This is a genomic window from Anaerocolumna aminovalerica, from assembly GCF_900115365.1.
Taxonomy (GTDB): domain Bacteria; phylum Bacillota; class Clostridia; order Lachnospirales; family Lachnospiraceae; genus Anaerocolumna; species Anaerocolumna aminovalerica.
The window spans coordinates 119,388-144,586 of record NZ_FOWD01000001.1; the positions used below are offsets into that span (position 1 = coordinate 119,388).

At 35.7% G+C, this 25,199-nt stretch carries 19 protein-coding genes; 16 read left to right on the top strand and 3 right to left on the bottom strand.

Features of this window, described 5'->3' with window-relative positions:
* Positions 1-182: 182 nt before the first annotated feature.
* Entirely contained in the window at positions 183-641 is a 459-nt protein-coding gene (locus BM183_RS00515; protein WP_091683513.1) for a hypothetical protein, read from the bottom strand.
* A 425-nt stretch (positions 642-1,066) separates the two neighbouring features.
* Here BM183_RS00515 and BM183_RS00520 point away from each other — a divergent pair, with 425 nt between their 5' ends.
* The 5 genes from BM183_RS00520 (at position 1,067) to BM183_RS00540 (ending at position 8,999) form a co-directional block, all read left to right on the top strand.
* Positions 1,067-2,542, top strand: coding sequence for an ABC transporter substrate-binding protein (locus tag BM183_RS00520; RefSeq protein ID WP_091683516.1), 1,476 nt, complete (start codon positions 1,067-1,069; stop codon positions 2,540-2,542).
* Positions 2,543-2,657: 115 nt separating this feature from the next.
* Positions 2,658-3,569 (top strand): carbohydrate ABC transporter permease, encoded by a 912-nt coding sequence (locus BM183_RS00525; RefSeq protein WP_242960780.1) that lies wholly within the window; start codon positions 2,658-2,660, stop codon positions 3,567-3,569.
* Positions 3,570-3,582: 13 nt separating this feature from the next.
* Positions 3,583-4,461: a carbohydrate ABC transporter permease gene (locus BM183_RS00530; protein ID WP_091683518.1), complete on the top strand. Its 879-nt coding sequence runs from the start codon at positions 3,583-3,585 to the stop codon at positions 4,459-4,461.
* 3 nt (positions 4,462-4,464) lie between these two features.
* On the top strand, positions 4,465-6,759 hold the full coding sequence (locus tag BM183_RS00535) for a glycoside hydrolase family 65 protein (RefSeq protein WP_091683520.1): 2,295 nt from the start codon (positions 4,465-4,467) through the stop codon (positions 6,757-6,759).
* Positions 6,760-6,773: 14 nt separating this feature from the next.
* Entirely contained in the window at positions 6,774-8,999 is a 2,226-nt protein-coding gene (locus BM183_RS00540; protein ID WP_242960782.1) for a glycosyl hydrolase family 65 domain-containing protein, read from the top strand.
* 75 nt (positions 9,000-9,074) lie between these two features.
* Here BM183_RS00540 and BM183_RS00545 read toward each other — a convergent pair whose 3' ends face one another.
* The gene (locus BM183_RS00545; protein WP_091683522.1) at positions 9,075-10,091 is read right to left on the bottom strand and encodes a LacI family DNA-binding transcriptional regulator; all 1,017 of its coding nucleotides are present in this window, start codon (positions 10,089-10,091) and stop codon (positions 9,075-9,077) included.
* Between the two features lie 192 nt (positions 10,092-10,283).
* Here BM183_RS00545 and pgmB point away from each other — a divergent pair, with 192 nt between their 5' ends.
* The 6 genes from pgmB (at position 10,284) to BM183_RS00575 (ending at position 16,528) form a co-directional block, all read left to right on the top strand.
* On the top strand, positions 10,284-10,937 hold the full coding sequence (gene pgmB, locus BM183_RS00550; protein ID WP_242960783.1) for a beta-phosphoglucomutase: 654 nt from the start codon (positions 10,284-10,286) through the stop codon (positions 10,935-10,937).
* A gap of 187 nt (positions 10,938-11,124) precedes the next feature.
* Positions 11,125-12,690: a glycosyl hydrolase family 28 protein gene (locus tag BM183_RS00555; protein WP_091683526.1), complete on the top strand. Its 1,566-nt coding sequence runs from the start codon at positions 11,125-11,127 to the stop codon at positions 12,688-12,690.
* 45 nt (positions 12,691-12,735) lie between these two features.
* Positions 12,736-13,359: a discoidin domain-containing protein gene (locus tag BM183_RS00560; RefSeq protein WP_091683528.1), complete on the top strand. Its 624-nt coding sequence runs from the start codon at positions 12,736-12,738 to the stop codon at positions 13,357-13,359.
* A gap of 170 nt (positions 13,360-13,529) precedes the next feature.
* Entirely contained in the window at positions 13,530-14,231 is a 702-nt protein-coding gene (gene vanR / locus BM183_RS00565; protein WP_091683530.1) for a VanR-ABDEGLN family response regulator transcription factor, read from the top strand.
* Positions 14,232-14,271: 40 nt separating this feature from the next.
* Complete coding sequence (gene vanS / locus BM183_RS00570) at positions 14,272-15,354, top strand: vancomycin resistance histidine kinase VanS (RefSeq protein ID WP_091683768.1); 1,083 nt, start codon at positions 14,272-14,274, stop codon at positions 15,352-15,354.
* 178 nt (positions 15,355-15,532) lie between these two features.
* The gene (locus BM183_RS00575; RefSeq protein WP_242960784.1) at positions 15,533-16,528 is read left to right on the top strand and encodes a D-alanyl-D-alanine carboxypeptidase family protein; all 996 of its coding nucleotides are present in this window, start codon (positions 15,533-15,535) and stop codon (positions 16,526-16,528) included.
* 547 nt (positions 16,529-17,075) lie between these two features.
* On the opposite strand, the gene BM183_RS00585 is transcribed toward BM183_RS00575, so the two are convergent.
* A complete protein-coding gene (locus BM183_RS00585; RefSeq protein ID WP_091683534.1) occupies positions 17,076-17,513 on the bottom strand; it encodes a GNAT family N-acetyltransferase in 438 nt (145 codons plus the stop codon).
* Positions 17,514-17,793: 280 nt separating this feature from the next.
* On the opposite strand from BM183_RS00585, the gene BM183_RS00590 reads away from it, so the two are divergent.
* From BM183_RS00590 to BM183_RS00610, 5 genes are all read left to right on the top strand, one after another.
* Complete coding sequence (locus BM183_RS00590; protein WP_091683536.1) at positions 17,794-21,078, top strand: SNF2 helicase associated domain-containing protein; 3,285 nt, start codon at positions 17,794-17,796, stop codon at positions 21,076-21,078.
* A 273-nt stretch (positions 21,079-21,351) separates the two neighbouring features.
* Complete coding sequence (locus BM183_RS00595; RefSeq protein ID WP_170847840.1) at positions 21,352-22,359, top strand: ArsR/SmtB family transcription factor; 1,008 nt, start codon at positions 21,352-21,354, stop codon at positions 22,357-22,359.
* A gap of 173 nt (positions 22,360-22,532) precedes the next feature.
* Entirely contained in the window at positions 22,533-23,504 is a 972-nt protein-coding gene (locus BM183_RS00600) for an ABC transporter ATP-binding protein (protein ID WP_091683540.1), read from the top strand.
* A gap of 115 nt (positions 23,505-23,619) precedes the next feature.
* Positions 23,620-24,402, top strand: a complete 783-nt coding sequence (locus BM183_RS00605) for an ABC transporter permease (RefSeq protein WP_091683542.1) — start codon at positions 23,620-23,622, stop codon at positions 24,400-24,402.
* 1 nt (position 24,403) lies between these two features.
* Positions 24,404-25,186, top strand: a complete 783-nt coding sequence (locus BM183_RS00610) for an ABC transporter permease (protein WP_091683544.1) — start codon at positions 24,404-24,406, stop codon at positions 25,184-25,186.
* Positions 25,187-25,199 lie beyond the last annotated feature (13 nt).

Sequence of the window (25,199 nt, forward strand, 5' to 3'; positions counted from 1 at the left end):
GTTTATACCTTTGCAGGATTGTACTTTCTGTACAGCTATGTACGTCTTTCTTTTGAGCTAAATCTGTAACTGCATCCAGTGAAAGTTTGCTTTTTTCACTTCTAAAAAATTGCCATTCCCTATTTATCATAACAATAATTCCGTCATCGTAAAAGGCATATTCCGAACCTATGCAGCCAAAATTACTTTGTCCATTTTGGGATGGAGCTTCTAGAGGATTCCAATTCACTTTCATCAAATGGGACTGTTGGATTTAAAACCTCGTACCATTCATCACCGATTAGTATATGACAATCATTTTCTCCGTTAATGATGTATGAAAAATCCGTATAATTGTTACCCATGTTGAAACTATAAACTTCCCCGCCATCAACATCTCCCGGTGATGAACCGTCTTTATAAACTTTGTGTTTCATAGACAGATTGGAAGCCCATATTTTTAGTTTTTCTAATGCAGTACCCTCAATGGTGTAATCAGATTCGTTACCACTAAGGATATGATTCACGGTTACTTCTGTGACTTCTTCAGGAATTAAGGTATTAGGATTCTTCCCGGACTGATTAGCTTTGTTACAAGCTACAAGGAAAAAACAGACTGATAATACAATAGTAAGTAAAAAGATTATATTATACTTTTTCATATTGATACTCCTTTAATCATTTGATACTTAATTTATATATGATTTGGAACACATTACTTAAAATCTACATTCAACAGCATTAATGTTATTTTAAAAGAAGCATAAATATAGCGGTAGTCAATCCAAATATTTAACCCAGTTCATTAACATTAACTTTCCACAATCTTAAATTCATAAATTACAATAATAGTAACTTAAGCATCTAATGCCATTATACAGTATTTGGCATGAAAAGGTAAAGAATAATTAAAGATGCATTGCAACTAACAGCTTAAAAATTACCAATAAAAAATTAATTTCTATTGACAACAAAATATGTAAATGCTATAATAGGTTTAACGTTAAATGAACAATACACGAAAAAAGTACAGGTTTAGTTTAACGTAAAACTATATAATATTCTTTTATAAGGAAGGGGAAAATTTATGAAAAAAGCAAAAAAACTTATTGGCTTACTGTTATGTTTTTTGCTGACCGTTACTATGCTGCTGGGCTGCAAGAAGGATAATAAAGTAGATGAAACTAATGCCGAACAAACAACACCTCCCACAACAGATACAGTTAATCCCACTCAGGCAGCGGCCACAGAAGGTCCTGTTGAAAAGATTCAGTTAAAACTTGGTATTTGGCCGGAAGATACTTTAACAGATGATATTAAAGTTCATGAAGGTTATGTAAAGACTTTAAACAACAAAAATCCAAACATTGAGGTAGTACCTGCTTATTACAAATATGCAACAGATACTTTTGTTTCACTTGCAGAGTCAGGTAATCTGCCCACTATTTTCGAAACATGGTATACGGAACCTCAGAAATTAATTAACGGCGGTTTTGTAGCAGATATTACCGATGAATTAAAAGCAAGAGGTTGGGATACAGCAATGAACCCTTCCATTCGCGAATTGTTATCAAAAGACGGAAGAATTTATGGAATTCCACGTGATGGATATGCACTTGGACTTATGGTTAATATTGAGCTTTTTGAAGAAGCTGGTTTAGTAGATGAGAATGGATACCCCCAATATCCAAAGACATGGGAAGAACTTGCTCAGATAGGAAAAACCATTAAAGATAAGACAGGTCAGGCAGGCCTTTGCCTTTTAGCAAAAGATAATGCAGGTGGCTGGCATTTTAGCAATATTGCCTGGGATTTTGGAGCAACCTTAACCCTTGTTAAAGATGATAAATTTATAGCAAATGTAAATACTCCGGAAGCCATTGCGGCAATGGAATTTGTAAAGTCTTTAAAATGGGAATATGATATTCTTACTCCTGATCCTACTAATGAAGACTGGTCAACTGGTTTTGCAAACTTAGGAACCGGTACGGCTGCCATGTACATAGCCGCAAATGATGCGGTGAACCAACCTACCCAGGTAAACGAACTTCCTGCTGAAAAACTTGCTTTAATACCTCTTCCGGCAGGTCCTGGCGGACAGTATTCCTTATCCGGCGGTACTCCATATATGTTCTCAAAAGATGCTACACCGGAACAGATAAATGCTGCCCTTGATTATCTTGAAATTATGGGTAAAGCACCTGTAGCAACTGAAGACGCCATTGCAGGTATGAAGGCTGATAATCAGAATAAAATTGATAATAATGTTCCCGTTATTCCCCGTTTTCCTTGTTGGGTAGATGAAAAAGTCCTTGCAGCAGAAAAGGCAGTAACGGAAGAATATAGTAATGTTGACATGAACCTGTACAATGATTATTTTGCCATATTAAAGAAAGAGGGTAATCTTCGCCTGGAAGAACCGGGATCCGCACAGGATTTGTATGCTGAACTTACCAAAGTCCTCCAAGCAGTTATTACAGATAAGAATGCAGATGTTGCGTCTCTTATGAAGACTGCAAATGACAACTATCAGAAACTTTTGGATGAGACGGTAAATAAATAGATTATAAAGTTGATGGGGATCTTTTTTAAGATGCCCATCAATTCTGAATAGCAGCTAATTGTTTATCGGTGGTATTTTCTATACAGACAAGTAAAAGCTAAGGAGGACAGATAAGGTGGCTGGAAGAAATAAGTACAGGGCAAATAACAAAACAGTGACAGGAATAAAACGAAAAGATGCGGTAGGATGGCTTATCATGCTTCCCACTATTATATTATTTGCATTTTTTGTGTGGGAGCCATTGTTAGAAAGCATTCGGCTTTCTCTTTATACGGCAAAAGGAATTCGCCTGGAAAGGTTTGTTGGGTTTGAAAATTATATCAGGGTTTTAAAGCATCCGGATTTTCTTGCTGCCTTTTCTAATACGTTTACATACATATTTTGGTCTCTTGCAATTGGTTTTTTTATACCTATGATTTTGGCGGTTCTTATAACAGAGACAACTCATTTCAAAAGTTTTTTCAGAGTGGGCATATATTTTCCCAATATCATGCCGGGACTGGCTACCGTTCTTATGTGGGGATTCTTTTTCCGCCCTGGAAGTACAGGCGTGTTAAATATTATACTGGGCAAGATTGGTATTGAGCCTCAGGTCTGGCTTACCAATGCGAAATGGACTATTCCCCTTATTGTAATTATTATGACATGGAAAGGTGCGGGTTCTACTGCATTAATTTATATGGCAGGGATCTCCAACATCAATCCTGAATTATATGAAGCGGCTACCATAGATGGTGCAGGTATACTTAGCAGGATACGTTATATTATTTTACCCGGTATTTTCTCTCTGGCAAAGACCCTTCTTATCTTACAAATTATATCCGTGTTCCAGATTATTTACGAACCGCTCGTTATGACAAATGGAGGACCTAATAACGCCAGTATCTCCATCATGCATCTGGTTTACAATTATGCTTTTAGAGATTTTAATTATCCAATGGCAGCTGCTTTGTCTGTTATGATGGGCATTGTATTAATTATATTAAGCGGATTATATTTTAAGATAACTGCTTCTAAAGAAGCTTAGGGGGGGTGATTCCATGTTTTTTGATAATTACAGAAAAAAAGAAGACGGAGCAGTTCGCTTTTATGACCTGCATTCCAAACGTACCAAAATACTACTTATTATAATTTACCTAATATGTCTGGCTGTCATTATAGTGTCTCTCTTTCCGCCTATTTGGGTATTCCTTGCAAGCTTTAAGGATATTAAAGAGTTTCGGAGAAGTGCCACCATATTGCCTTCACAGTTTGATTTTAGCGTATATGCAAAGACCTGGAATGACTTGAAATTCGCCAAGTTTTACATAAATTCTTTTATATCTGTTGCAGGAAGTGTTTTATCTGCGGTTATATTTAACGGATTATTAGCTTATGTACTTGGTGTTATCAAACCCAAGGGACATAAAGTCATATATGGACTTGTTATGTGGAGTTTATTGATTCCGTCAACCACCAGCGTTGTTGCATTGTTCATTAATATTAACAGAATCGGAATCAATCAGTCTTTCTTACCGCTTTGGCTTTCTTTTGGTGCCAATGCATTTTATGTAGTATTATTTAAACAATTTTTTGAGCGGCTGCCAAAGGAATTAGTTGAAGCAGCCAAATTAGACGGTTGCGGTTATTTGAAAACTTTTACTAATATTATTCTTCCGCTGTCAAAGTCCATTGTTATGGTGGTAGTTATATTTGCTGTAAATGCCGCCTGGTCAGATTTCCTCCTGCCCTATCTGGTATTGAACGGCTCAGGAAAGGAAACGGTTATGGTACGGTTGTTTATGTTTCGAACATCCAATGCAACGGACGTAGAAGTATTAAGAGCAGTAGCATTTTCAATAATACCGCCGGTCATATTATTTACTATTTTTCAGAAACAAATAACAGAAGGTGCATCAGCAGGAGCATTAAAGGGGTAGAGCATGGCAAAATCAGCAGATATTTATTATAAAATACATCCATGGAAGATTATAGAAGAAGGCTTTCGCAAAGAGTACGCCATGGTGTCCGAATCCGTATTTTCGTTGGGAAATGAATATATGGGAACCAGAGGAAACTTTGAAGAAGGGTATTCAGGTGACAGCCTTACGGGAAATTATTTTAACGGAATTTACGAAGCCGCAGATTTAGAAAAATCCTCTTATAAAGGAATGATAGATAAAACCGAATTCATTGTTAATTCAGCAAATTGGCTATATACCAGAATCCAGGCAGATAATGAGATTGTTGATTTATACACCTGTAAATTTAAAGATTATGTAAGAATACTGGATTTAAAAAAAGGTATCCTGACCAGATCTTATATATGGGTCTTAGAAAATGGAAAAGAAATAAAACTTGAGTTTGAACGGTTTTTATCCATGAAGGATGCGGAAATAGCCGCCCAAAAAATCACATTAACACCTCTTAATTTTTCGGGTGATATTATTCTTTATTCCGGTATTGACTTTGGGCTGATACATCACATGACCGGTAAGAATATGTGGAATATTGCAGGTTCTACAGCAGATAATGACAGTATCAGTATGCTTGGGGATACCATATCCACAGACCAGTCGGTTCTTGTAAGCTGTCGGTTTCAGGTAGATTGCAGGGAATGGTCTGACATTGAAGAAGAGAAAAAACTGGTAAGAAGATTTGTACTTTCCGGAGAACAAGGCAAGTCCATAGAGTTTATTAAAATCATAAGGAATCTTACCAGAAAAGATATAAAGGAAGAAGAGAAAGAGAATTTTAAAACGAAATGGGGAAAAAACCAAGAAGTTTTACATTCTTTATCTTACCAGAAATTAAGGGAAGATACGATTAACTGGTGGAAGAGAACCTGGCAGGATTCTGATATCGTAATAGAAGGGGATGGATTAAATCAGCAGGGCATTCGGTTTTGTATCTTTCAGATGCATCAGACCTATCACGGCGCGGATAAAGGAACCATTATTGGTGCCAAAGGGTTGACCGGTGAAGCATACAGTGGAAATACCTTTTGGGATACAGAGGCTTATTGCCTGCCCTTTTATATATTTAATAATACAGAGGCTGCAAGGCATCTTCTGGAGTTTCGTTATCTGACACTTGAGGAAGCTATGGAAAGAGCAAAAACCTTGGATTGCAAAGGTGCTTTTTATCCTATTGCTACTATTACGGGAAGAGAGTGCTGTTCCTTATGGCAGCATGCAAGCCTCCAGCTTCAGGCTTCCACAGCCGTTGCATATGGTTTCTGGCATTATGAGAATATTACGGAAGATGAAGAATTTATATTTGAAAATGGGCTTTCTATTCTGATTGAAGTCAGCAGGATGCTTGCTTCCAGAGGTGATTGGAATAAAGATAGGACCCGTTATGGATTTTACGGGGTCATGGGACCGGATGAATTTCAGATGATGGTAAACAATAATTGCTATACCAATTATCTAGGTAAGAAAACAATAGAATATACTCTTTCTGTTTTAAAGCGGTATTCCAATAAAAATCCAGATGGATATGAGAAAATTATTAAGAAACACTGCCTTTTAGCAGAGGAAATAGAGGAATTTCATAATATAGCAAAACATATGTATATTCCTTATCAGGAAGAAACAGGTATCTTTGAACAGCATGAAGGGTATTTTAATCTTCCCCATGTGGATATTGATAAAATACCTATAGAAGAATTTCCTTTGTATCATCATTGGACCTATGACAGGATATACCGAAATGACATGTTAAAACAGCCGGACGTTCTTATGATGATGTTGTTGTATAACAGTGATTTTACAAAAGAGCAGTTAAAAAGCAATTATGAGTATTATGAACCCAGATGTATCCATGAAAGTTCACTTTCACCTTCCGTACACTCCATTCTTGCTTCTCAGCTACAAAAAGAGGAAGAAGCATATAAATTTTTTGGATTTGCAACAAGAATGGATCTTGACAATTATAATCGGAATACAGGAGAAGGATTGCATACCACCTCCATTGCCGCAGCTTGGATGAATATTGTTTATGGTTTCGGAGGAATGAGGTCGGATGGAAAACTGCTTTCCTTTGCTCCATCCCTGCCTAAAGAGTGGGAAGGATATGCTTTCAAAATACATTTTAAAGGAGACATTCTTAGATTCAAGGTTGATAAGGAGAATATAAAAATATCTTCTAAAGCCGGATTAGGAATCCAGATACTGGTCTATGGAAAACCATATATATTAGGACAGGATGAAATTAATATTCCTGTTATCCTCTGAGAAAGGGATGACCTATGATTAATTGGAGTATTGAAGAAAATGGATTTAACAAAGAAAGAGCAACAGGCCTTGGCAATAAATTCTTAACAGGCAACGGTTATATGGGAATCCGGGGGACATTGGAGGAATATAAGAAGGAACAGCTTCCGGCAATAAATCTTTCCGGTATTTACGATCAGGCAGGAGAGGGATGGAGAGAACCGCTGAATGCACCAAACGGACTATTTACCCGTTTGGTGGTAGAAGGCGAGGAATACATTCTTCCGGAGAAAGAATGTGTTTCTCATAATATGTCTTTGGATTACAGACATGGCATATTCCGCCGTCTAACCAGATTTTGCACTGCAAAAGGTGATATAGTACTGGAAACTGAAAGATTTGCCAGTATGAAAGAAAAACATCTGATTTGTCTGAAAGTAAAGGTTACACCTTTCTTTGAGGGAGATTTTGAAATCATCACCGGAATAGATTCTGATGTATGGGATATAAATGGTCCTCATTATGAGCAATTGGATAGTTTTCAAATACAAGATAGTATCTTTGCCTCAGGAATTACCCATGAATGCAGAGAGGAAGTCTTTGTGGGAGAAACCATAGATTCTACCTTTCCTTTTCAGGAGAGGATAGAATATAGCCAAAAGTATGTTATCAGACATCTTAGTGTTAAGGGAAAGCCCGGAAAAGAATATTGCCTGCATAAATACATTTCTGTCTATACAAGCAAGGATATGAAGAATTACAGGGAAAAAGCAATCCGCTTACTATCTGCAGCGAAAGAAAAGGGATTTCAGAAGCTTATAGAAGAGCATATGAAAATCTGGGAAGAAAAGTGGAAGGTTTCAGAGGTTTTTATAGAAGGGGATGATGAAGCTATGGAAGCCTTAAATTATTCCCTTTACCATCTTCACAGCATTGCTCCCAGACATACAAAAAGCCTTTCTATAGCAGCCAGAGGCTTATCCGGGCAGACCTATAAGGGAGCGGTATTTTGGGATACAGAAATGTTTATGCTGGATTTTTTTCTTTTTACAGAACCGGAAGTAGCAAAAACACTGTTAAGATACCGTATTGATACCCTTTCCGGTGCTAAAAAGAAAGCAAAGCATTATGGATATGAAGGGGCCTTTTATGCCTGGGAGAGTCAGGAAGGAGGGTTTGATGCCTGTTCGGACTATAATGTGACGGATGTGTTTACAGGACGTCCAATGAGAACATATTTTAAAGATAAGCAGATCCACATATCAGCAGCTGTCGCTTACGGTATAATGCGTTATGTGGAATATACCGGAAAAGATGATCTGTTGAAGGAAGGCGGCGGGGAAGTTATTATAGAATGCGCCAGATTCTACTACAGTCTTTTGGTTAAACGGGTTAACAAAGAAAACTATGAACTTTGGGATGTTATCGGTCCTGATGAATACCATGAGAGAGTCAATAACAATGCTTATACTAACCGTATGGCTAAATTTACTTTTGATGCTGCTATAAAAATACTGGAAATGGAAGAAGAATTTGAGGCAGAAGCATCAAAGATAGAACCGGATCAAAAAAGAAGAGAGAAGAAAGTACTGCTGGATAACTTCCGGGATGGAGTGAAACATCTCTATATTCCACAACCCAATGATGAGAATGGAGTAATTGAACAGTTTGACGGGTATGAGCAATTGGAAGAAGCTACCGTTTCTGAAATTAAGAGCAGGCTTTTACACGAAAAGGAATATTGGGGAGGTGCCTATGGAGTTGCCTCTCATACAAAGATAATAAAACAGGCAGATGTTATAACCATGCTTAATCTGTTCTCAAATGAATATGACAAAGAAATTCTTTATAAGAATTGGGCCTATTATGAGCCAAGAACGGAACATGGTTCCTCTTTAAGTGCCTGTATGTATTCTATGGTTGCATGCAAATGCAGTATGGCCGATAAAGCATACCCTTTATTTTTAAAATCTGCCAGAGCAGATTTAGAAGAGGGCGGTAAGCAATGGGCAGGCTTGGTATATATCGGAGGTACTCATCCCGCAGCCGCAGGAGGTGCTTATATGACGGCTGTAGAAGGCTTTGGCGGAATTTATATTGAAAACGGAGTATTAAAAGCAAAGCCTGATCTTCCTTCTCACTGGACAAAATTACGCTTTCAGATATTCTACATGGGGGAATTATACCAAGTTACTATAACAAAAAAGGAAGTACATATTGAAAAAATAAAAAGAGAAAGTAATGAGAAAAGTGATACATGATTTGACTTTTGAGTCTCGATAATAATATTTAGCTTCCATTTATTAATATTGAGACTCAAAAAGTACCTCTTATAGTTATTGATACAAAGACTTTACACTTTCCCTTTCCACCAGATGAATGGGAAGAATGACTTCTCTGTTTAGAATGGGTTTATTATCCAGTTTATCCATCATGAAATAGACGGCTAGTTTTCCTTTAAGAGGAGCATCCTGATGGATGGTAGTCAGCTTGGGTGAAGTTAGCCGGCATAGATTGATATCGTCAAATCCTATTACGGAAATATCATCAGGAACTTTTTTTCCTGCTTGTTTTAAACCTGACATAATACCCGCTGCAAGTATATCAGCAGTAGCAAAGACTGCCGTAATATCCTTTCTTAGGGCAAGACTGCTGCCCAGGGCAATGGTGGTATCAATATCTAATTCCTGTTCAAATACAAGGTCTTGCCTAAAAGGAATGGAAGCTTCTTTTAAAGCATCCTTATACCCTTGAAAACGTTCAAATACAACACCTTTCTCCCGTATAGAAGGAGAAGCAAAGGCTATTTTTTCATGACCTTTGTCAATCAGGTATCTGGTAGCAATATAGCCGCCGTCATAATCTTCAAGACCCACGTTGCAAATGTTCGGATGGGATACATAACTATCGATCAGCACTACAGGTATAGTAAGATTACTGAGTGCTTCAAAAAATTCATCCTGAAAAACTCCGGTGCAGAACAGACCGTCAACATTCCAGGTCCGTAAAAAATTCATTAGGTCAGAAGTAGTTTCTACAGTACGAAGCATTAAATAATAGCCATTTTCTCTTAAAGTTTTCTCAATGGCACCGATAAAAGCAGAATGAAAAGGATCTTCTACAATGCTTTCTTTTTTATTTGAAGTAAGGTGGCTGATCATTCCGATTACCTTCGATGAACTAGACACCAGGGAGCGTGCTGACATATTCGGAACATAACCCAACGTATCAATAGCTTCTTTAATACGAGCAATGGTTTCTTCGGATACACGGCCTGTCTTTCCGTGAATTACATTGGAGACAGTAGTACAGCTGACCCCTACGGCCTGTGCAATGTCTTTAATAGTGGTCATTTTCAAGTTCCTTTCTTTTGCAGGTTTTATGTTAAACGTAAGTGTAATTAGTTTATCATAATTGTGCAAAGATGTACAGATGAATTCAATTGCTGCTTCCAGGAATAATGATTCTACAATAAACAAGAGTAACGCAAAGCATAGAATTATAGACAAAAAATCAAAAGAAAAACGAATTAAAAGGAGAATGTAATGATGATAAAAGGAGTAATTTTTGATCTGGACGGAGTACTTGTATCCACGGATGAAATGCACTTTAATGCATGGAAAAAACTAGCTGATGAGCTTGGAATTGATAAATTTACAAAAGAGGATAATAAAAGGCAAAAAGGTGTCAGCAGAATGAATTCACTGGATGTAGTTCTAAGTAAAGGTAACAGAATCTATACGGAAGAGGAAAAAGAAGAACTGGCAGAGCGTAAGAATACATACTACAAAGAACTTTTGGAGGAACTGAATGAGAATGGAATACTGCCTGGAGCTAAAGAATGCCTTAAAATGCTTAGGCAAAAAGGAATTCTTATCGGAATCGGCTCAGTAAGTAAAAATGCACCTCTTATACTGGAAAGAACCGGACTTATTCACTATGTAGATAAAATCAGCTGCGGCTTGGATATAACCAGGTCAAAACCAGATCCCCAGGTGTTTGAAGTTGCAGCGGACAAACTGGGATTAAAATATGAAGAATGCTTAGTGGTTGAAGATTCTTTTGCCGGTGTGGTAGCCGGAAAAGCAGCCCATATGAAAGTATTGGGGATAGGAACTGAATATAAACAGCTTAGAGCAGATTATGAAGCTCCAGGACTTTGGGCAGACATTAATTGGGAAGTTATCTTAGAAGAATAATACGAATCCCTTATTAAAATCCTTCCAAGAAATCACTGTAAAAATCCCTACATTCAAGGGTGCAGGATTCGTTGGTGATTTTATAGGGAATTGGTATAAGAAGTGTGAAAAGAAATTCTAAGTTATTTGAGATGTCGCAAAGGGGCATCATGTTTGGAAGTGTGATCAATTCAGGAGGAAAAGACATATGGAAAAAGGGAAAAAGGTTATGGAGTTTGCTCAGTGGTTTGTAATTTTTGCACTTATTATAATAGCAGTTTTTGCAGGAAAACGCTTAAAAGACAGAACAAAAGAGATAAGCAGGATGTTAAATTATGAAGGCTCTAAATTGGTTCTCTATGAGGGGCCAAAATCTTTACAGGATGCAAAACCGGAAGATCTGTTAAGTGAAAGCGAAAAACAAAGGAATTTTGCTCTATTGCACTGTACGGACACAAAAGTAAAAGTAAACGGATATGATTGTTATGTTTATGATACCAATGTTAATCACAATAGAGTATGGTATCCGGACTATATGCCTCCTCAGTCCAGAACTCCCATTACGTATTTTGATTTTGAAGGTATGGCAAAAATTGAAGTAAGTGTTCCTGCTATGGATTTAAAATCAGTTAAAATAAGCCCACTAAGTTATCATATTATACCGGAAGTGGATTTAGATTCTAAGACAGTCACTTTTACCATAACCAAACCGGACAATTACACCGTCATTTTTAATGATTCACCGGAGCGGGCATTACATATATTCGCCAATACCATCGAAAAGGATGCACCTACAGAAAGTACAGAAAATATAAAATATATTGGCCCAGGTGAATGGAATATTGAAAATATCATACTGGAAGATAACCAGACTTTATATCTGGCAGGTGGTGCTGTAGTTCATGGTATTATCAACGCCAATTATGCAAAAAATATAAAAGTAGAAGGAAGAGGAATACTGGATGGTTCCTCTTTTCAGGGGTGGATGGGCAAAACTGCCTATGTACCGTTAAAATTTGATAATTGTGATGGTGTTACCATAAAAGACATTATTGTATTAAACTCCAATGCCTGGGTATGTTCTGCAAAAAGTTCTGTAAATGGTGTTATAGACGGTATTCGTATTATTTCTTCAAGACCTAACGGAGACGGAATTACACTGCAGTCCTGCAATAATTACCGGATTGAAAACAGTTTCGTAAGAAGCTGGGATGATTCTTTAGTACTTAAAAATTATGAAGGAAGCTCTTCACATATTTCATTTGAAAATATGCAGTTATGGACAGATTTTGCCCAATCTATGGAAATAGGCTATGAAACCAACAAAGGACAGGCAGAAGATGTATCCATATCTGATATTACCTTTAGAAATATTACTGTACTGAATAATTTTCACAAACCGGTTATATCCGTACATAATGCAGATGATGCCATAATAAAAGAGGTAACCTTTCAAAACATAACAGTAGAAAATGCCCAGATGGGTTCCGGAGACGGTGATGAGATGCCTTATTTGATTGATATTCACATACCTAAGACATCCAATTGGACTTCCACCAAAGAAAGAGGAACTATTGATCATATAATCATTGATAATGTAAAAGTATTGTCTGGTAAATTCAGCCCATCAAGGGTGGAAGGATTTGATGAAAACCATAAGATTAGTAATGTATCCATAAGTAATCTTGAAATTCTAAGTGAAAAAATTACAGGTTTTGAACAAGGTAAATTCCAAATTGATCCGGCCACTACGGAAAATATAATTATAAAATAAGGAACAGCCTTTGTCTTGTATGCTAAAAATAAGGAGGATATATGAATGAAAGTAGTACGCCCCATAATCATTGTGATTTTATTGGCAGTTAATATTTATCTTCTTGGCTTTGCACCAGGCAGAGCCAAGGAACCTCCCCGTCAGATGGACGCTGATCAGGTTACAGTTATGCAGTCACCTGACCAGACAGAGGGTATGGAGCATCCCGACTTTAAGAAGAAAGAGTATACTTTGGTATTACCGGAGGGTACTAATATAGCATTAAAAAAGAAAGTGAAAGCCAGCAGCTATGCAGATGTATATACTCCAAAAAAAGTAACAGACGGGAAAGCTACAGGTGTATCCTATTGGGAAGGAAAACCGGATTATCCCAACTATCTTACTGTGGATTTAGAGAGTATACAGACCTTTCACGCCATTCGAATTGCTTTAAATCCAATGGCTATCTGGGGTAAACGAACCCAGACCATTGCTGTCCAAATCAGTGATGACGGTGAGAATTTTACTACTCTTGCAGGTGAGAAGCAATATACCTTTGATCCTGATACAGGGAACGAAGTACAAATACTTTTTGATGATACGCAAGCAAGATACGTGGAACTTGTATTTACAGAGAATTCTGGAGCAGGCGGGGGACAGGTAGCAGAATTCGAAATTTATCAGAAATAAATTAAAAAGGGGTCTAATATTAAGAGTAACATAAGCATTGATAAATAATTTCTATCCCGAAAATAAGAACCTTAGGAAAATATTAATAATTCTTTATGCAAAAATGAATACATTTCATTGCATGTCATGTTACAATATAATGATAAGTATAGGGAAGGGATAGAATATAGATGAATAATAAAGTATTGATAGTAGATGATGAACATGAAATAGCAGATTTAGTAGAAGTATACTTAAAGAATGAAAATTATACTGTTTTTAAGTTTTATTCTGCAAAGGATGCTCTTGCTTGTATTGAAACTACAGAAATCGATCTTGCTATTTTGGATATAATGCTGCCAGATATGAATGGATTCACTCTTTGCCAAAAGATACGTGAGCACCATGCCTATCCTATTATTATGCTGACAGCTAAAGATGATGAAACAGACAAAATAACTGGTTTAACTCTGGGGGCAGATGATTATATTACAAAACCCTTTCGTCCCCTTGAAATGATAGCAAGAGTAAAAGCACAGCTACGACGATACAAAAAGTATAATATGGTACAAAAAGCAGGGATTACGGATTCTATTATTGTCCATTCCGGACTTGTAATGAATATAAAAACCCATGAGTGTTTATTAAACGAGAAAGAACTTATTCTGACTCCCACTGAGTTTGCTATTCTTCAAATTCTTTTGGAGAAAAAAGGTAAAGTGGTGAGTGCTGAAGAATTGTTTCATGAGATTTGGAAGGATGAATATTACAGTAAAAGCAATAATACAATTACCGTACATATTCGACATTTGCGCGAGAAAATGGGCGATACGGTAGAAAATCCTAAGTATATAAAAACAATTTGGGGAGTGGGCTATAAAATTGAAACGTAAAGTGAAAAATAATGCTGATTTCTCGCGGTTAAAAACTAAAATGTTTTTGCAGGCTTTGGGTATGGTGATAATAGCCTTTGTAGTTATAGTAGCAATATATAACTCTATTTGGCGTGGAAAAGGAGGAAATTGGCTGGTTTCGGTACTTCAAAAGTATTTTCCCCTGGGATATTATGAAGCGCTTAATATTTATCGGCAAGTATTTCGTGACAATATTGAGATAATTTGGATTGTATCTGTTTCTATTGTCTTTTTTATACTGTTTAGAATTTCCCTTATAGGATTTACTAAGTATTTTAATGAAATTAATAATGGAATTGATAAATTACTCAAAGATGATGGAAAAGAGATTGTTTTATCAGAAGAGATGTTTGCCATAGAGAAAAAGTTGAACACCGTCCGTCAAACTTTAGAAAAGCGTGCTTTTGAGGCACAACTGGCTGAACAGCGTAAAGATGATTTGGTTATGTATCTTGCTCATGATATTAGAACTCCCCTTACATCTGTTATTGGCTACTTGAGTTTATTGGATGAAGCTCCAGATATGCCGCCAGAGCAGAAAGCAAAATATGTTCATATAACTTTAGATAAAGCAAATCGTTTAGAAAAACTAATAAACGAATTTTTCGAGATTACACGGTATAATCTACAGCATATTATTTTGGAAAAAGAAACTATTGACCTTTATTTTATGTTAGTACAGCTGATAGATGAGTTTTATCCCATATTATCTTCAAAAGGAAACAGGGCTGTAATTCAGGTAGATGAAAGCCTTACCATCTATGGAGATCCTGAAAAGCTGGCTAGGGTATTTAATAATATTATGAAAAATGCGGTGGCCTATAGCTATTCAGATACAGAAATAATTATTTCGGCAGAAAAGAAGGATAATAGTGTGGTTATTACCTTTCAAAACCAAGGACAGACCATTCCCTCTGAAAAACTATCAACCATTTTTGAAAAGTTTTACCGGATGGATGAAGCCCGCACCTCTGTTACAGGCGGTTCTGGATTAGGACTTGCTATAGCAAAAGAAATCGTTACTTTACATGAAGGAACCATTACAGCGCAAAGCAAAGATAATACAGTTACCTTTATAGTTTCACTTCCTTTAACAGATTAAGAAAATATCAATAAAATATTAGGATTTTCTTAAGAATTAAATCATGGAATTTTAAAGTACAAGTGGCTCTGGTTCAGTACAATGATTACTGAACAGGAGCTACTTTTATTTTGTAAAAAGAAAGGTGTGTATTATTTTGGATGAAGAAATAAAAAAACAGTTGATAAGGAAAAGAAAAATGCAGCGTCGTAAAAGAATGATAAAGTTATATGGATTATTTTTTATAGCTACGACACTGTTACTCTTTTTGCTTGTTTTAGTAATAAAAGATTTTCGTTCAATGAATAATGAAGAGCGGCCATTTAAAATCTCAGATATAAGGACAAAGGATTTAGTACTGCCGGATAAAGGTTCTGGTAAACCAATACCTGACATACCGGTTGACTTAGACCATTTAAATAGTCCTAATGTTATTCTTGTAGATTTGAACAGCGAAAAAGTGCTTGTGGAACAAGATAGCAGTGAGCGTATATATCCTGCTTCCTTAACTAAGATTATGACAGCAATCCTTGCAATTGAGAATACACCCGATTTAGAAAAAACATTGATTTTTTCATCGGATCTATTTCAGGATTTGTATTCCCAAAATGCATCACTGGCGGGGTTTCAACCGGGGGAAAAGGTAAAATACAAAGATGCACTTTATGGAATACTTCTTCCTTCCGGAGCAGAATGTTGTTTGGCTTTTGCTGATTCTATTGCCGGTTCAGAAACAGCATTTGTAGAGATGATGAACAAAAAAGCTGCCGAACTTGGAATGAAAAATACTCATTTTCGCAACACCACCGGTCTCCATGATGATGACCATTATTCAACGGTTGAAGACATTTATATACTTCTTCGATATGCATTAAAGAATGAAGTCTTTCGTACTGTATTTACCAGCAGCAGATATAGTACAACCCCCTCAAATTCTCATCCGGGGGGATTTACTTTCCATAGCACTATGTTCAAATACATGGACTCAGCAGAAGTAACCGGAGGTGAAATTCTGGGTGGAAAAACCGGGTATACTGGCCAGGCAGGACTTTGTCTTGCAAGTTTGGCAAGTGTTAATGGGCATGAGTATATATTGGTAACTGCAAATGCAGACGGCACACATCAAACAAAACAATTGCATATTATGGATGCTGTAAATATTTATAATCAGATAGGTGTGGCGGTATCCAACTAATCCGTTAAACAGGTCAAATGGAAATCCAAAATTTATTCTGCATTTCTTTAAGAGTTTTATAAATTGTTGAAACAATATTGCTTTCAAAATCGTCTAATATATAGAGATAAGTTAATAAAATATCAAATTTAAGCTTTCATTTGTCTAGGGGGAATAGAAGTTGATTTATATAAAAGATTTAATTCATCGTTTCAGATTGAGTAAATACCGCTATTTTATTAAAAGTATTATATTTGCGTTCTTAGGGATACTCTGTTTGCTTTGGGGATTTTCCATCATTTATGGTAATATAAATGGCTGTTATATTGCTTTTCCATTTATGGGAATTGTAGTTTGCCTTATATTCGGGTTACGTTCTATGGTTCATAATTGTGAGCAACATGAAGCCTCAAAGGAGATTTGTCCTTACCAAAAGGCATGAAATAATCCACTATAGCAATTATTATTTTATACAAGACACCGCCTTGTGATATTAAGGATGGCGTCTTGTATGTTGCCTGATTTCAAATGATAATTACAGTTCATTTTATTGATTTTATTTAAAAAGCTATATTATCTTTTGCATCCGGATATGTTCAACTGGAGCCTGTTTCATTAAATAAGTATCCCCATATTCATGATAACCTAGTTTCTTATAAAAATCCTTGGCTGTTACCCGGGATTCCAAATGTATCTTTTTAATTCCATGCTGTAATGAGCGTTCTTCCATATTCTCAAGTATCGCCCGTCCGATACCACCTTTCTGCAAATTGGAATCAACACATAAAAAGCGGACTTTAGCAGTTGCTTCGTCTTCAAAAACAAGAACTCCTGTGCCAAGAATTGTTTCTGTATCGAAAACAGCAAGTACAATAGCCTGCTGTTCATAAGATAAATCATCATTATAGATAGAAAGTCCCAGGGGTTTTCGCATAATTTTGTCTCGCAACAGAAGGGTTTGTTCATAGCGTTTTGAACCAAATTCTATTTCTTCTACAGTATACATTATAATCCTCCTTAATTTAAATAATTACGTATTATAGTACACAGAATTGGATAAAGCAAGAATAAATTGCTTTCAGAATACAATGGTTTTTTTAATTCTGGTAAAGTTTATATGTATTAGGTACGTTCATGATATCATTGTTACAATCTAAATCAATGGAATATTTAATGTCATTCGGTAGATTACACCCCCATTTTACTTTATCCGAAGAAATACTACTTTATTTTTTTAAATGTGGTATAATAATAGGATTGAATAAGATGTAAAAGGAGTAAATTAAATGATACAATTATCCAGAATTGGAATTCGAAACATTGCTTCCAGTGATGTGGTTTATGCAAGAGGTCTGCAAGACTATAAAAATAATCATGTAGTCAATGCTACCTGGTCAAATAGCAAAAAGCAATACCGCATTACGGTTAAGGATAATTTTAATTATAATGTAACCATTAAAGTATTCGAAGACGGGTCCTTTGAACATAGCTGTAATTGTTCGGAGCATCTGAAAGAAAACGGTGCATGCAAGCATGTTGTGACTGCACTTCTTTTCGTGCTTAATTATGTAGAGCGGTCTTTATTAAAAGAACCGGATAATCCGGAGGAAAAGAAAATATATCAGATTATCGAATATTTTAGTAATGAAGAAGTAAGTATTGTTCAAGGGGAAACTTATCATATTGAAGTAACCATAACCATACCAAGTCTTCTAAGAGACAGCGAAGGAAATGCATTTGCTTCTATTCGTGTTGGCAGCAGTAAGTTCTATAAAATTCAGTCTATAAAGAAGTTCTTATTGGATTTATATAATAAAGAAAATATTGTGCTTGGAAAAGAATTTAAATTTGTTCATGGCGAGAGTAAATTTGATAAGCAGTCTAATAAAGTACTGGATTATTTTTTAGAAATACTTGAGATTCAAGAAGTTGTAGACAAAATGGCAATTCCAAAATTATTTAACCGGTCACAAGTGATTTTAACCAAGAATATGCTTTTAAGGCTATTAACCATATTGGGAGAAAATAAATTTCAATTGGATCTTTATGGGAAGGAGTACGAGGATGTTATATTTTCAGCTTCCAATCCCCGTATTAAATACAATTTATCCATGATTGAAGATGGAATTATTATGGATTACAGCGGCAATTATCACATTGTCCCCCTTACGGATACCGGGGAACTGCTATATTTTAACGGGTGTATCTATAAACCCAATAAAAGGTTTAAGCATAATTATGTTCCTTTTTTTAATAATTTAGGCGGCAATCGGGATCCCCTGGTATTCAAAGGAGTCCATAAAAATAAATTTCTGGAAGTAGTTCTGCCAAAAATAAGTGAAATTATGGAGTTGGCTGTACCGGAAGAGTTACAGGACCGGTTTATTACTGAGGATTTAGAGCCGATTGTTTACTTAGACAGAGCAAAGAATCATATTCGAGGGGAATTAAAATTCAGGTACGGTGAACATGAGTTTAATGCTTTTGACAATCCTTCTGAGCCTAATTATATTATAGTCAGACAGCCCGGGAAGGAAGATTATTATCTGGAATACCTGGAGAAATTAGGATTTGTACCCAAATCCCATAGTTTTATTATGAGAAATGAAGAAGATATATACCAGTTTTTAACAAACTCCATTCATGATCTGGCAAAGGAATGTGAACTGTACTATTCAGATGATTTTAAAAGGATTAATATTAAATCACCGGGAAGTTTCAAGGCCGGACTTCGTGTAAGCACAGGTGTTGATTTATTAGAAATGGACTTAAATTACGAAGAAGTTCCTAAAGATGAGTTACAGGAACTGTTTAAATCCTACCGGTTAAAGAAAAAGTATTATCGTTTAAAGAACGGCAGCTTTATTAATCTGGAAGATGAGAGTATTAAGAATGTCTGGGATATCTTAAGTAAACTGAATGTATCAGGTAAAGAACTGGATAAGGAAAAAATAGAAGTATCCAAGAATGCTGCCGTATATTTAAATAATGCATTTTCAGAATTAAATCTGGAAGTAGAAAAGAATGCAGATTTTTCTGCTTTGGTTGATAGTATCTTAAATCCTAGTATAACACAATATCTGGTGCCCAATGGAATCCAGGCTACTTTGCGTCCTTATCAGATGACCGGATATAAGTGGCTTAGAACCTTAGCTGCAAATAATCTGGGTGGAATTCTTGCAGATGATATGGGGCTTGGAAAGACGCTGCAATCTATTGTTTATATGGCTTCTATACTTGAGGATTCTGAGAATAAAAATAATGTTAAAGAGCCGGACGCTGATAACAAAGTAAGTAGGGTCAAAAATGCTGTTAAGGAAGAACCGGATCAAGTAAGGTTTTTAATTGTTTGTCCTTCATCACTAATCTATAACTGGCAGGATGAAGTTGATAATTTTGCCCCTCATTTAACAACGGAAGTGATTACCGGTTCACCAAAAGAAAGACAAGAACTGATTGAATCGGACAGGAAAGCAGATATTATCATCACTTCCTATCCATTGATAAGAAGAGATATTGAATTATATGAAAAAATACAATTTCATACCGTATTTATTGATGAGGCCCAGTATATAAAGAATGCCGATTCACTTAATGCAAAATCCGTTAAGCTCATAAGGGCAAAGCATAAATTTGCCCTAACAGGAACGCCAATTGAGAATTCCTTATCTGAATTATGGTCCATCTTTGATTTTATCATGCCAAACTATCTGTTCAGCCATACTAAGTTCATAAATATTTATGAAAAACCTATTATGAAAGAGGAAGAAGACAAATTAAGGGATTTAAACAGACGTATTACACCTTTCATACTAAGAAGAATGAAAAAAGATGTATTGCATGAACTTCCTGATAAAGTAGAAGAAAAGATGCTTACTGACATGGTTGAGGAACAGAAAAAAATATACGTATCCTTTATGGAGAATGTTAAAAGTGAAATCAATACAGAAATCAAAGAAAATGGTTTTGAAAAGAGCAAGATGAAAATACTTGCAGCATTAACCAGACTTCGACAAATATGCTGCCATCCAAGCACTTTTATTGATAACTATACTGGTGGAAGCGGTAAACTGGAATTATTGCTGGAAATTATAACCGATGCCATTGCCAATGGGCACCGAATACTTGTATTTTCCCAATTTACTTCCATGCTTTCGATTATTGAGGCAGAATTGCATAAGGAAAATATCGGATGCTTTTATCTGGCTGGCTCAACAAAAGTACAGGATCGAAATGACTATGTAAAACGTTTTAACCAAGGGGAAGGTGAAGTATTCTTAATCTCTCTAAAAGCTGGAGGAACAGGTCTTAACTTAACCGGTGCAGATACGGTGATCCATTATGATCCATGGTGGAACCCGGCAGTAGAAGACCAGGCTACCGACAGAGCTTACCGTATAGGGCAAATGAAATCCGTTCATGTAATTAAGCTTATTACCAAAGGTACTATTGAAGAAAAAATTTATAAATTGCAAAAGAAGAAGAAAAATTTATCCGATTCTGTCATTCAGTCAAAAGAAGTATTTATCAATACATTAACCCGTGAGGAATTGGAAGAGATATTAGGGTAGGTGAAGTGTGAAAAGAAATTCTAAGTCAGCACAGTACGCAGACTAAGAATTTCTAAGTTTCACACTGGAAGAACTCCAACATGAGAATCCATTGGAATTCTCATATTGAACTTCTTCGTCTATTATTTGAGATGTGGCAAAGCGACATCATGTCGGGATGGTTGAAAGATTTCATTCTTCAAAATGGAAATTCTTCCAAAGTTGAAATCTTTCAACCGGAGATTTGTGCTATGTACAAAGTCTCCAGACGCTGAAAGGAGCATAGTTATAAAGATGTATAAGCAAATAAATTCGAATAGCGTATTCTTTTTCTCTGAAGATATGGAATTAATGTTGGGAGTATTAAACATTTTGGAAGGTGAAGAAAAACATCAATTGTGTACCAAACTATATGGGGAAGAATATATTGGAAAATTAAAGAAAAAGTATCACTTTCTTGTAGAGATAGCTGGAACTTTTAATAAATTTAGTATTAACTGTATACTAGAACATTTATTGAATTATCCGTTGGATAATTTTCATCTTTCAGAATTTAGAGATTATATATTGAATCTGGATACATTAGAATTCTTAGCCCAATGCTTCTACTTTATTGAAAAAGAGGAATTGGAAAAGGCAGTGAAATCAGATGAGGGTCTGGAGAAATTTTATCTGGAACACCATGATTTTTTCTATAGTTTTCTTGGACTTCAATCATTTATAAGGCAAAGAAAAAGATACCTTGAAGAATTTTTTGCATTTTCGGAAGAACTACGTACACCCGGGTTTCAAAGTGAGATGAAAGGGTTGGCAGATAGGATAAAGGAAGATTTATCTAAGCACCAGAAGGCTTTAGTAAAGGAAGAAGCACTGGAATATTCACAAAAAATTATGGGAAAGACCTTTCATAACAGAGGGCCATATTCAAAGTTTTCATTTTCCCCAAGCTTATTACTTCCTTATCGGGCACTTCGTTTCTTCGGGAAAGATCAGATTTTGTTTTATACACTAAGGCCTGCTCCTTTAGAAAATGAAATGATGTTAAAGCAGTTAAAAACCATTGCTGATAGTACAAGGCTTAAAATTATATCCTTACTTAATACAAAGGAACCTCTTCGAGGACTTGATATTGCACAAGAACTATCACTGGCTCCTTCTACTGTTTCTCATCATATGGACCAATTAAAGAATGCAGGTATTGTGAATGAAGAGCAGGAAAAGAACTCAAAATATTATAGCATTAGCAGAAATAATGTTGATGAGCTATTAAAAGTCCTTACTGAGACTTTGGGAAATAAATAATGTTAAATATAGGATATAAGTGTTATCTTTAAGTAACTGTATAATAAAAAATACCCTTCATGGAATATAGTGCTAAGCTATAGCTATGAAGGGCTTTTTTTATCTTGACACCTTAAAGTAATTCGATTATAATGAAATTCGATAAGTAACGAATTAGATAAAAGGGGGTTCCTATGTCAGCTGTAATAGAAGTAAGAGACTTAAAAAGAGAGTACATAACAACAAAAGGATGGGTGAAGCGAAAAAAAGAAATTATTCATGCAGTGAACGGAATTACTTTTGAGGTTCAGGAAGGTGAAATATTTGGTTTATTAGGTCAGAATGGAGCAGGAAAGACAACAACCATTAAGATGTTAATAACATTATTAGCCCCAACCTCAGGTGAATGTAAGGTTTTAGGTTTCCGAACTTTCGGTGAAGAAGATAACATCAGAAAGCGGATTAATTTTATCTTTGGAGGTGAAATGGGAGTATATCGGAGACTTTCTGCCAGGGATAATCTAAAGTATTTTGCTAACTTGTATCACATTGATTTTCCGGTTGCCAGTAAAAGAATAGAAGAAATTCTTGATTTAGTAGGACTATCGGATAAAGCAGATCTGTTAGTTGAAACTTATTCAAAGGGTATGGTACAGCGTTTACAAATTGCCAGAGGGCTTATTAATGATCCTGATATTTTGTTTATGGATGAACCTACGGTAGGATTGGATCCTTTAGGGGCTAGAATGCTTCGGGATATTATTAAAAAGTTGAAGGAAAAGGGAAAAACCGTTTTGCTTACGACTCACTATATGTATGAAGCAGATGAACTTTGTGACAGAATTGCAATTATCAACAAAGGCAAATTAGTAGCTCTTGATACACCAAATAATTTAAAACATATGGTAAATGGTATCAGCTCCATAGAAGTTTTAGTTGGAGAAGCTTCTGAACAGTTAATAAGTGAAATCAAAAATATACGGGGCGTAAAATCGGTTTCTGCTTCAGTTAATGAAAAGGGCAACATAATTTATATAAAACATAAGTCTGATTGTGATATAAGCGGAACATTATTTGATGTATTAAAAAACAAAAAGATAACTTCATTTACCCAGAAAGAAATCACTTTAGAAGATGTATATATTCAGTTAGTGGAAGAAAATTAACTAATATAATTATCTGCTGGAGTGAAGGTAGTAGTGTGGGAAATCAAGATTTTTCACAGGGCAAATTTGTGCTGCCGCTTAAATTTGCGGGTTTGCGGCAGAATGGAGGATTATTATGAAACAATTGATTGTGATATGGGATACTCTGAGGCTGCAGATGAAGAATTCATTTGTACGCCCTATGTATCGCTTTTGTTTAATTGCAGCACCCATTGTACAGACTATACTTTTGTATGAAATGTATAAAAATTCCGGTCAAGATAATTTTACTACATACGTAATGCTTGGTGGAGGACTTATGGGACTTTGGAGTTGCATTTGTTTTTCGTCAGCAGGAGATATAAACAGGGAGAGATCTATGGGAACCCTATCTCTTATATTTGTTACACCTGCTAATTTTAGCACTATAATCTTTGGTAAAGTATTAGGAAATACTGTTTTATCTTTAGGAACCTTAATTATATCTTTTTTAACAGCAAAAATAGTATATCATGCACCGATTATGGTGGTCAGCCCAGGGTTTTTGCTGCTTTCTATTTTTGCAGCAGTTATATGTTTTATAACCATATCCATTTGTTTGGCATATCTGTTAACCCTATCCAGAAAGACACAGCTTTATATGAACTGTATTGAGATACCAGTTATTTTATTGTGTGGATTTGTTTTTCCGGTAGAGATCCTTCCCGTTTGGGTATTACCGATTAGTTATGCCCTATCACCTACATGGGCAGTCAAACTGATTCGTCTTAGTGTTTCAGGAGTAGACAATAGGATGGAGTACTTTACTATACTTGGTATTCTTGGATGCATCACAATGATATATATTGTATTGTCCATATTTCTCTGTCGTACCATAGAAAAACAAGTACGTATGAAAGCAACCCTGGAGGTAAGTTAATATGTTAAGACGATTCTTTTCTCAAGCATGGCTGAGTTTTAAAGGACAACAATCAGCCTTTAGTTTTGAAGAAATTCTTCTGTTTAAAGTATCATATCCATTGATCACTTTAATTTTTTATTGCGTTTTAGCCGGATACAGCTTTCGTAAATCAGATTTGACCCATTGGGTAGTGGGGAATTCTTTTCTGCTTTGCATTAATACTTGTATATTTAGTTTAGGCGGAACCTTTACCGGAGAAAGATATTTTGGACGATTACGATCCATTATTGTAGCACCAGTTCACAAGATAAGTATTATATTACAGAAAGGTTTCTATCCATGTATTGCGGCCGTATTATCCGTTATGCTTGGGTTCTTTATGGGAAGTCTCATATTTGGAGTAGATTTTACCGGCATTAATCCGGGATTATTTTTATTAATCACAATTGTAGCAATGTTTGCAGCTACCGGATTCGGAATGTTGTTGGCTGTACTTGGTTTAATTACAGATGAGATGAATTTTATATTGAATCTATCTTCCTATGTTCTTATGATTTTTTGCGGAGCTAATTTTCCTGTTTCTCAACTTCCATTGGCAGCAAGGCTATTCTCAAAAGTATTGCCACTTACACGCAGCATAGAGGCCGCAAATATGCTATTTGATAAGATTGATTCGGGAAGGCTTACATGGCTTTTAATAGGTGAGATGGGTTTGGGGATTGTATATTGTATAATAGGAACTATTATTGTAAAGTTGGTAGAGAAATCGGCAATAAAGAAAGCTGCATTGGAGGTATTTTAGGATAAAAGGTATA

Bases quoted from the DNA above. Each gene is read 5' to 3' on its own strand.
- BM183_RS00600 (WP_091683540.1), top strand. From the start codon at position 22,533: ATGTCAGCTGTAATAGAAGTAAGAGACTTAAAAAGAGAGTACATAACA.
- BM183_RS00605 (WP_091683542.1), top strand. From the start codon at position 23,620: ATGAAACAATTGATTGTGATATGGGATACTCTGAGGCTGCAGATGAAG.
- BM183_RS00545 (WP_091683522.1), bottom strand. From the start codon at position 10,091: ATGACCACTATTAAAGACATTGCACAGGCCGTAGGGGTCAGCTGTACT.
- BM183_RS00535 (WP_091683520.1), top strand. From the start codon at position 4,465: ATGGCAAAATCAGCAGATATTTATTATAAAATACATCCATGGAAGATT.
- BM183_RS00575 (WP_242960784.1), top strand. From the start codon at position 15,533: ATGCAGCGTCGTAAAAGAATGATAAAGTTATATGGATTATTTTTTATA.
- BM183_RS00555 (WP_091683526.1), top strand. From the start codon at position 11,125: ATGGAAAAAGGGAAAAAGGTTATGGAGTTTGCTCAGTGGTTTGTAATT.
- BM183_RS00530 (WP_091683518.1), top strand. From the start codon at position 3,583: ATGTTTTTTGATAATTACAGAAAAAAAGAAGACGGAGCAGTTCGCTTT.
- BM183_RS00610 (WP_091683544.1), top strand. From the start codon at position 24,404: ATGTTAAGACGATTCTTTTCTCAAGCATGGCTGAGTTTTAAAGGACAA.
- BM183_RS00520 (WP_091683516.1), top strand. From the start codon at position 1,067: ATGAAAAAAGCAAAAAAACTTATTGGCTTACTGTTATGTTTTTTGCTG.
- BM183_RS00595 (WP_170847840.1), top strand. From the start codon at position 21,352: ATGTATAAGCAAATAAATTCGAATAGCGTATTCTTTTTCTCTGAAGAT.
- BM183_RS00560 (WP_091683528.1), top strand. From the start codon at position 12,736: ATGAAAGTAGTACGCCCCATAATCATTGTGATTTTATTGGCAGTTAAT.
- vanS (WP_091683768.1), top strand. From the start codon at position 14,272: ATGTTTTTGCAGGCTTTGGGTATGGTGATAATAGCCTTTGTAGTTATA.
- BM183_RS00540 (WP_242960782.1), top strand. From the start codon at position 6,774: ATGATTAATTGGAGTATTGAAGAAAATGGATTTAACAAAGAAAGAGCA.
- BM183_RS00585 (WP_091683534.1), bottom strand. From the start codon at position 17,513: ATGTATACTGTAGAAGAAATAGAATTTGGTTCAAAACGCTATGAACAA.
- BM183_RS00515 (WP_091683513.1), bottom strand. From the start codon at position 641: ATGAAAAAGTATAATATAATCTTTTTACTTACTATTGTATTATCAGTC.
- vanR (WP_091683530.1), top strand. From the start codon at position 13,530: ATGAATAATAAAGTATTGATAGTAGATGATGAACATGAAATAGCAGAT.
- BM183_RS00590 (WP_091683536.1), top strand. From the start codon at position 17,794: ATGATACAATTATCCAGAATTGGAATTCGAAACATTGCTTCCAGTGAT.
- pgmB (WP_242960783.1), top strand. From the start codon at position 10,284: ATGATGATAAAAGGAGTAATTTTTGATCTGGACGGAGTACTTGTATCC.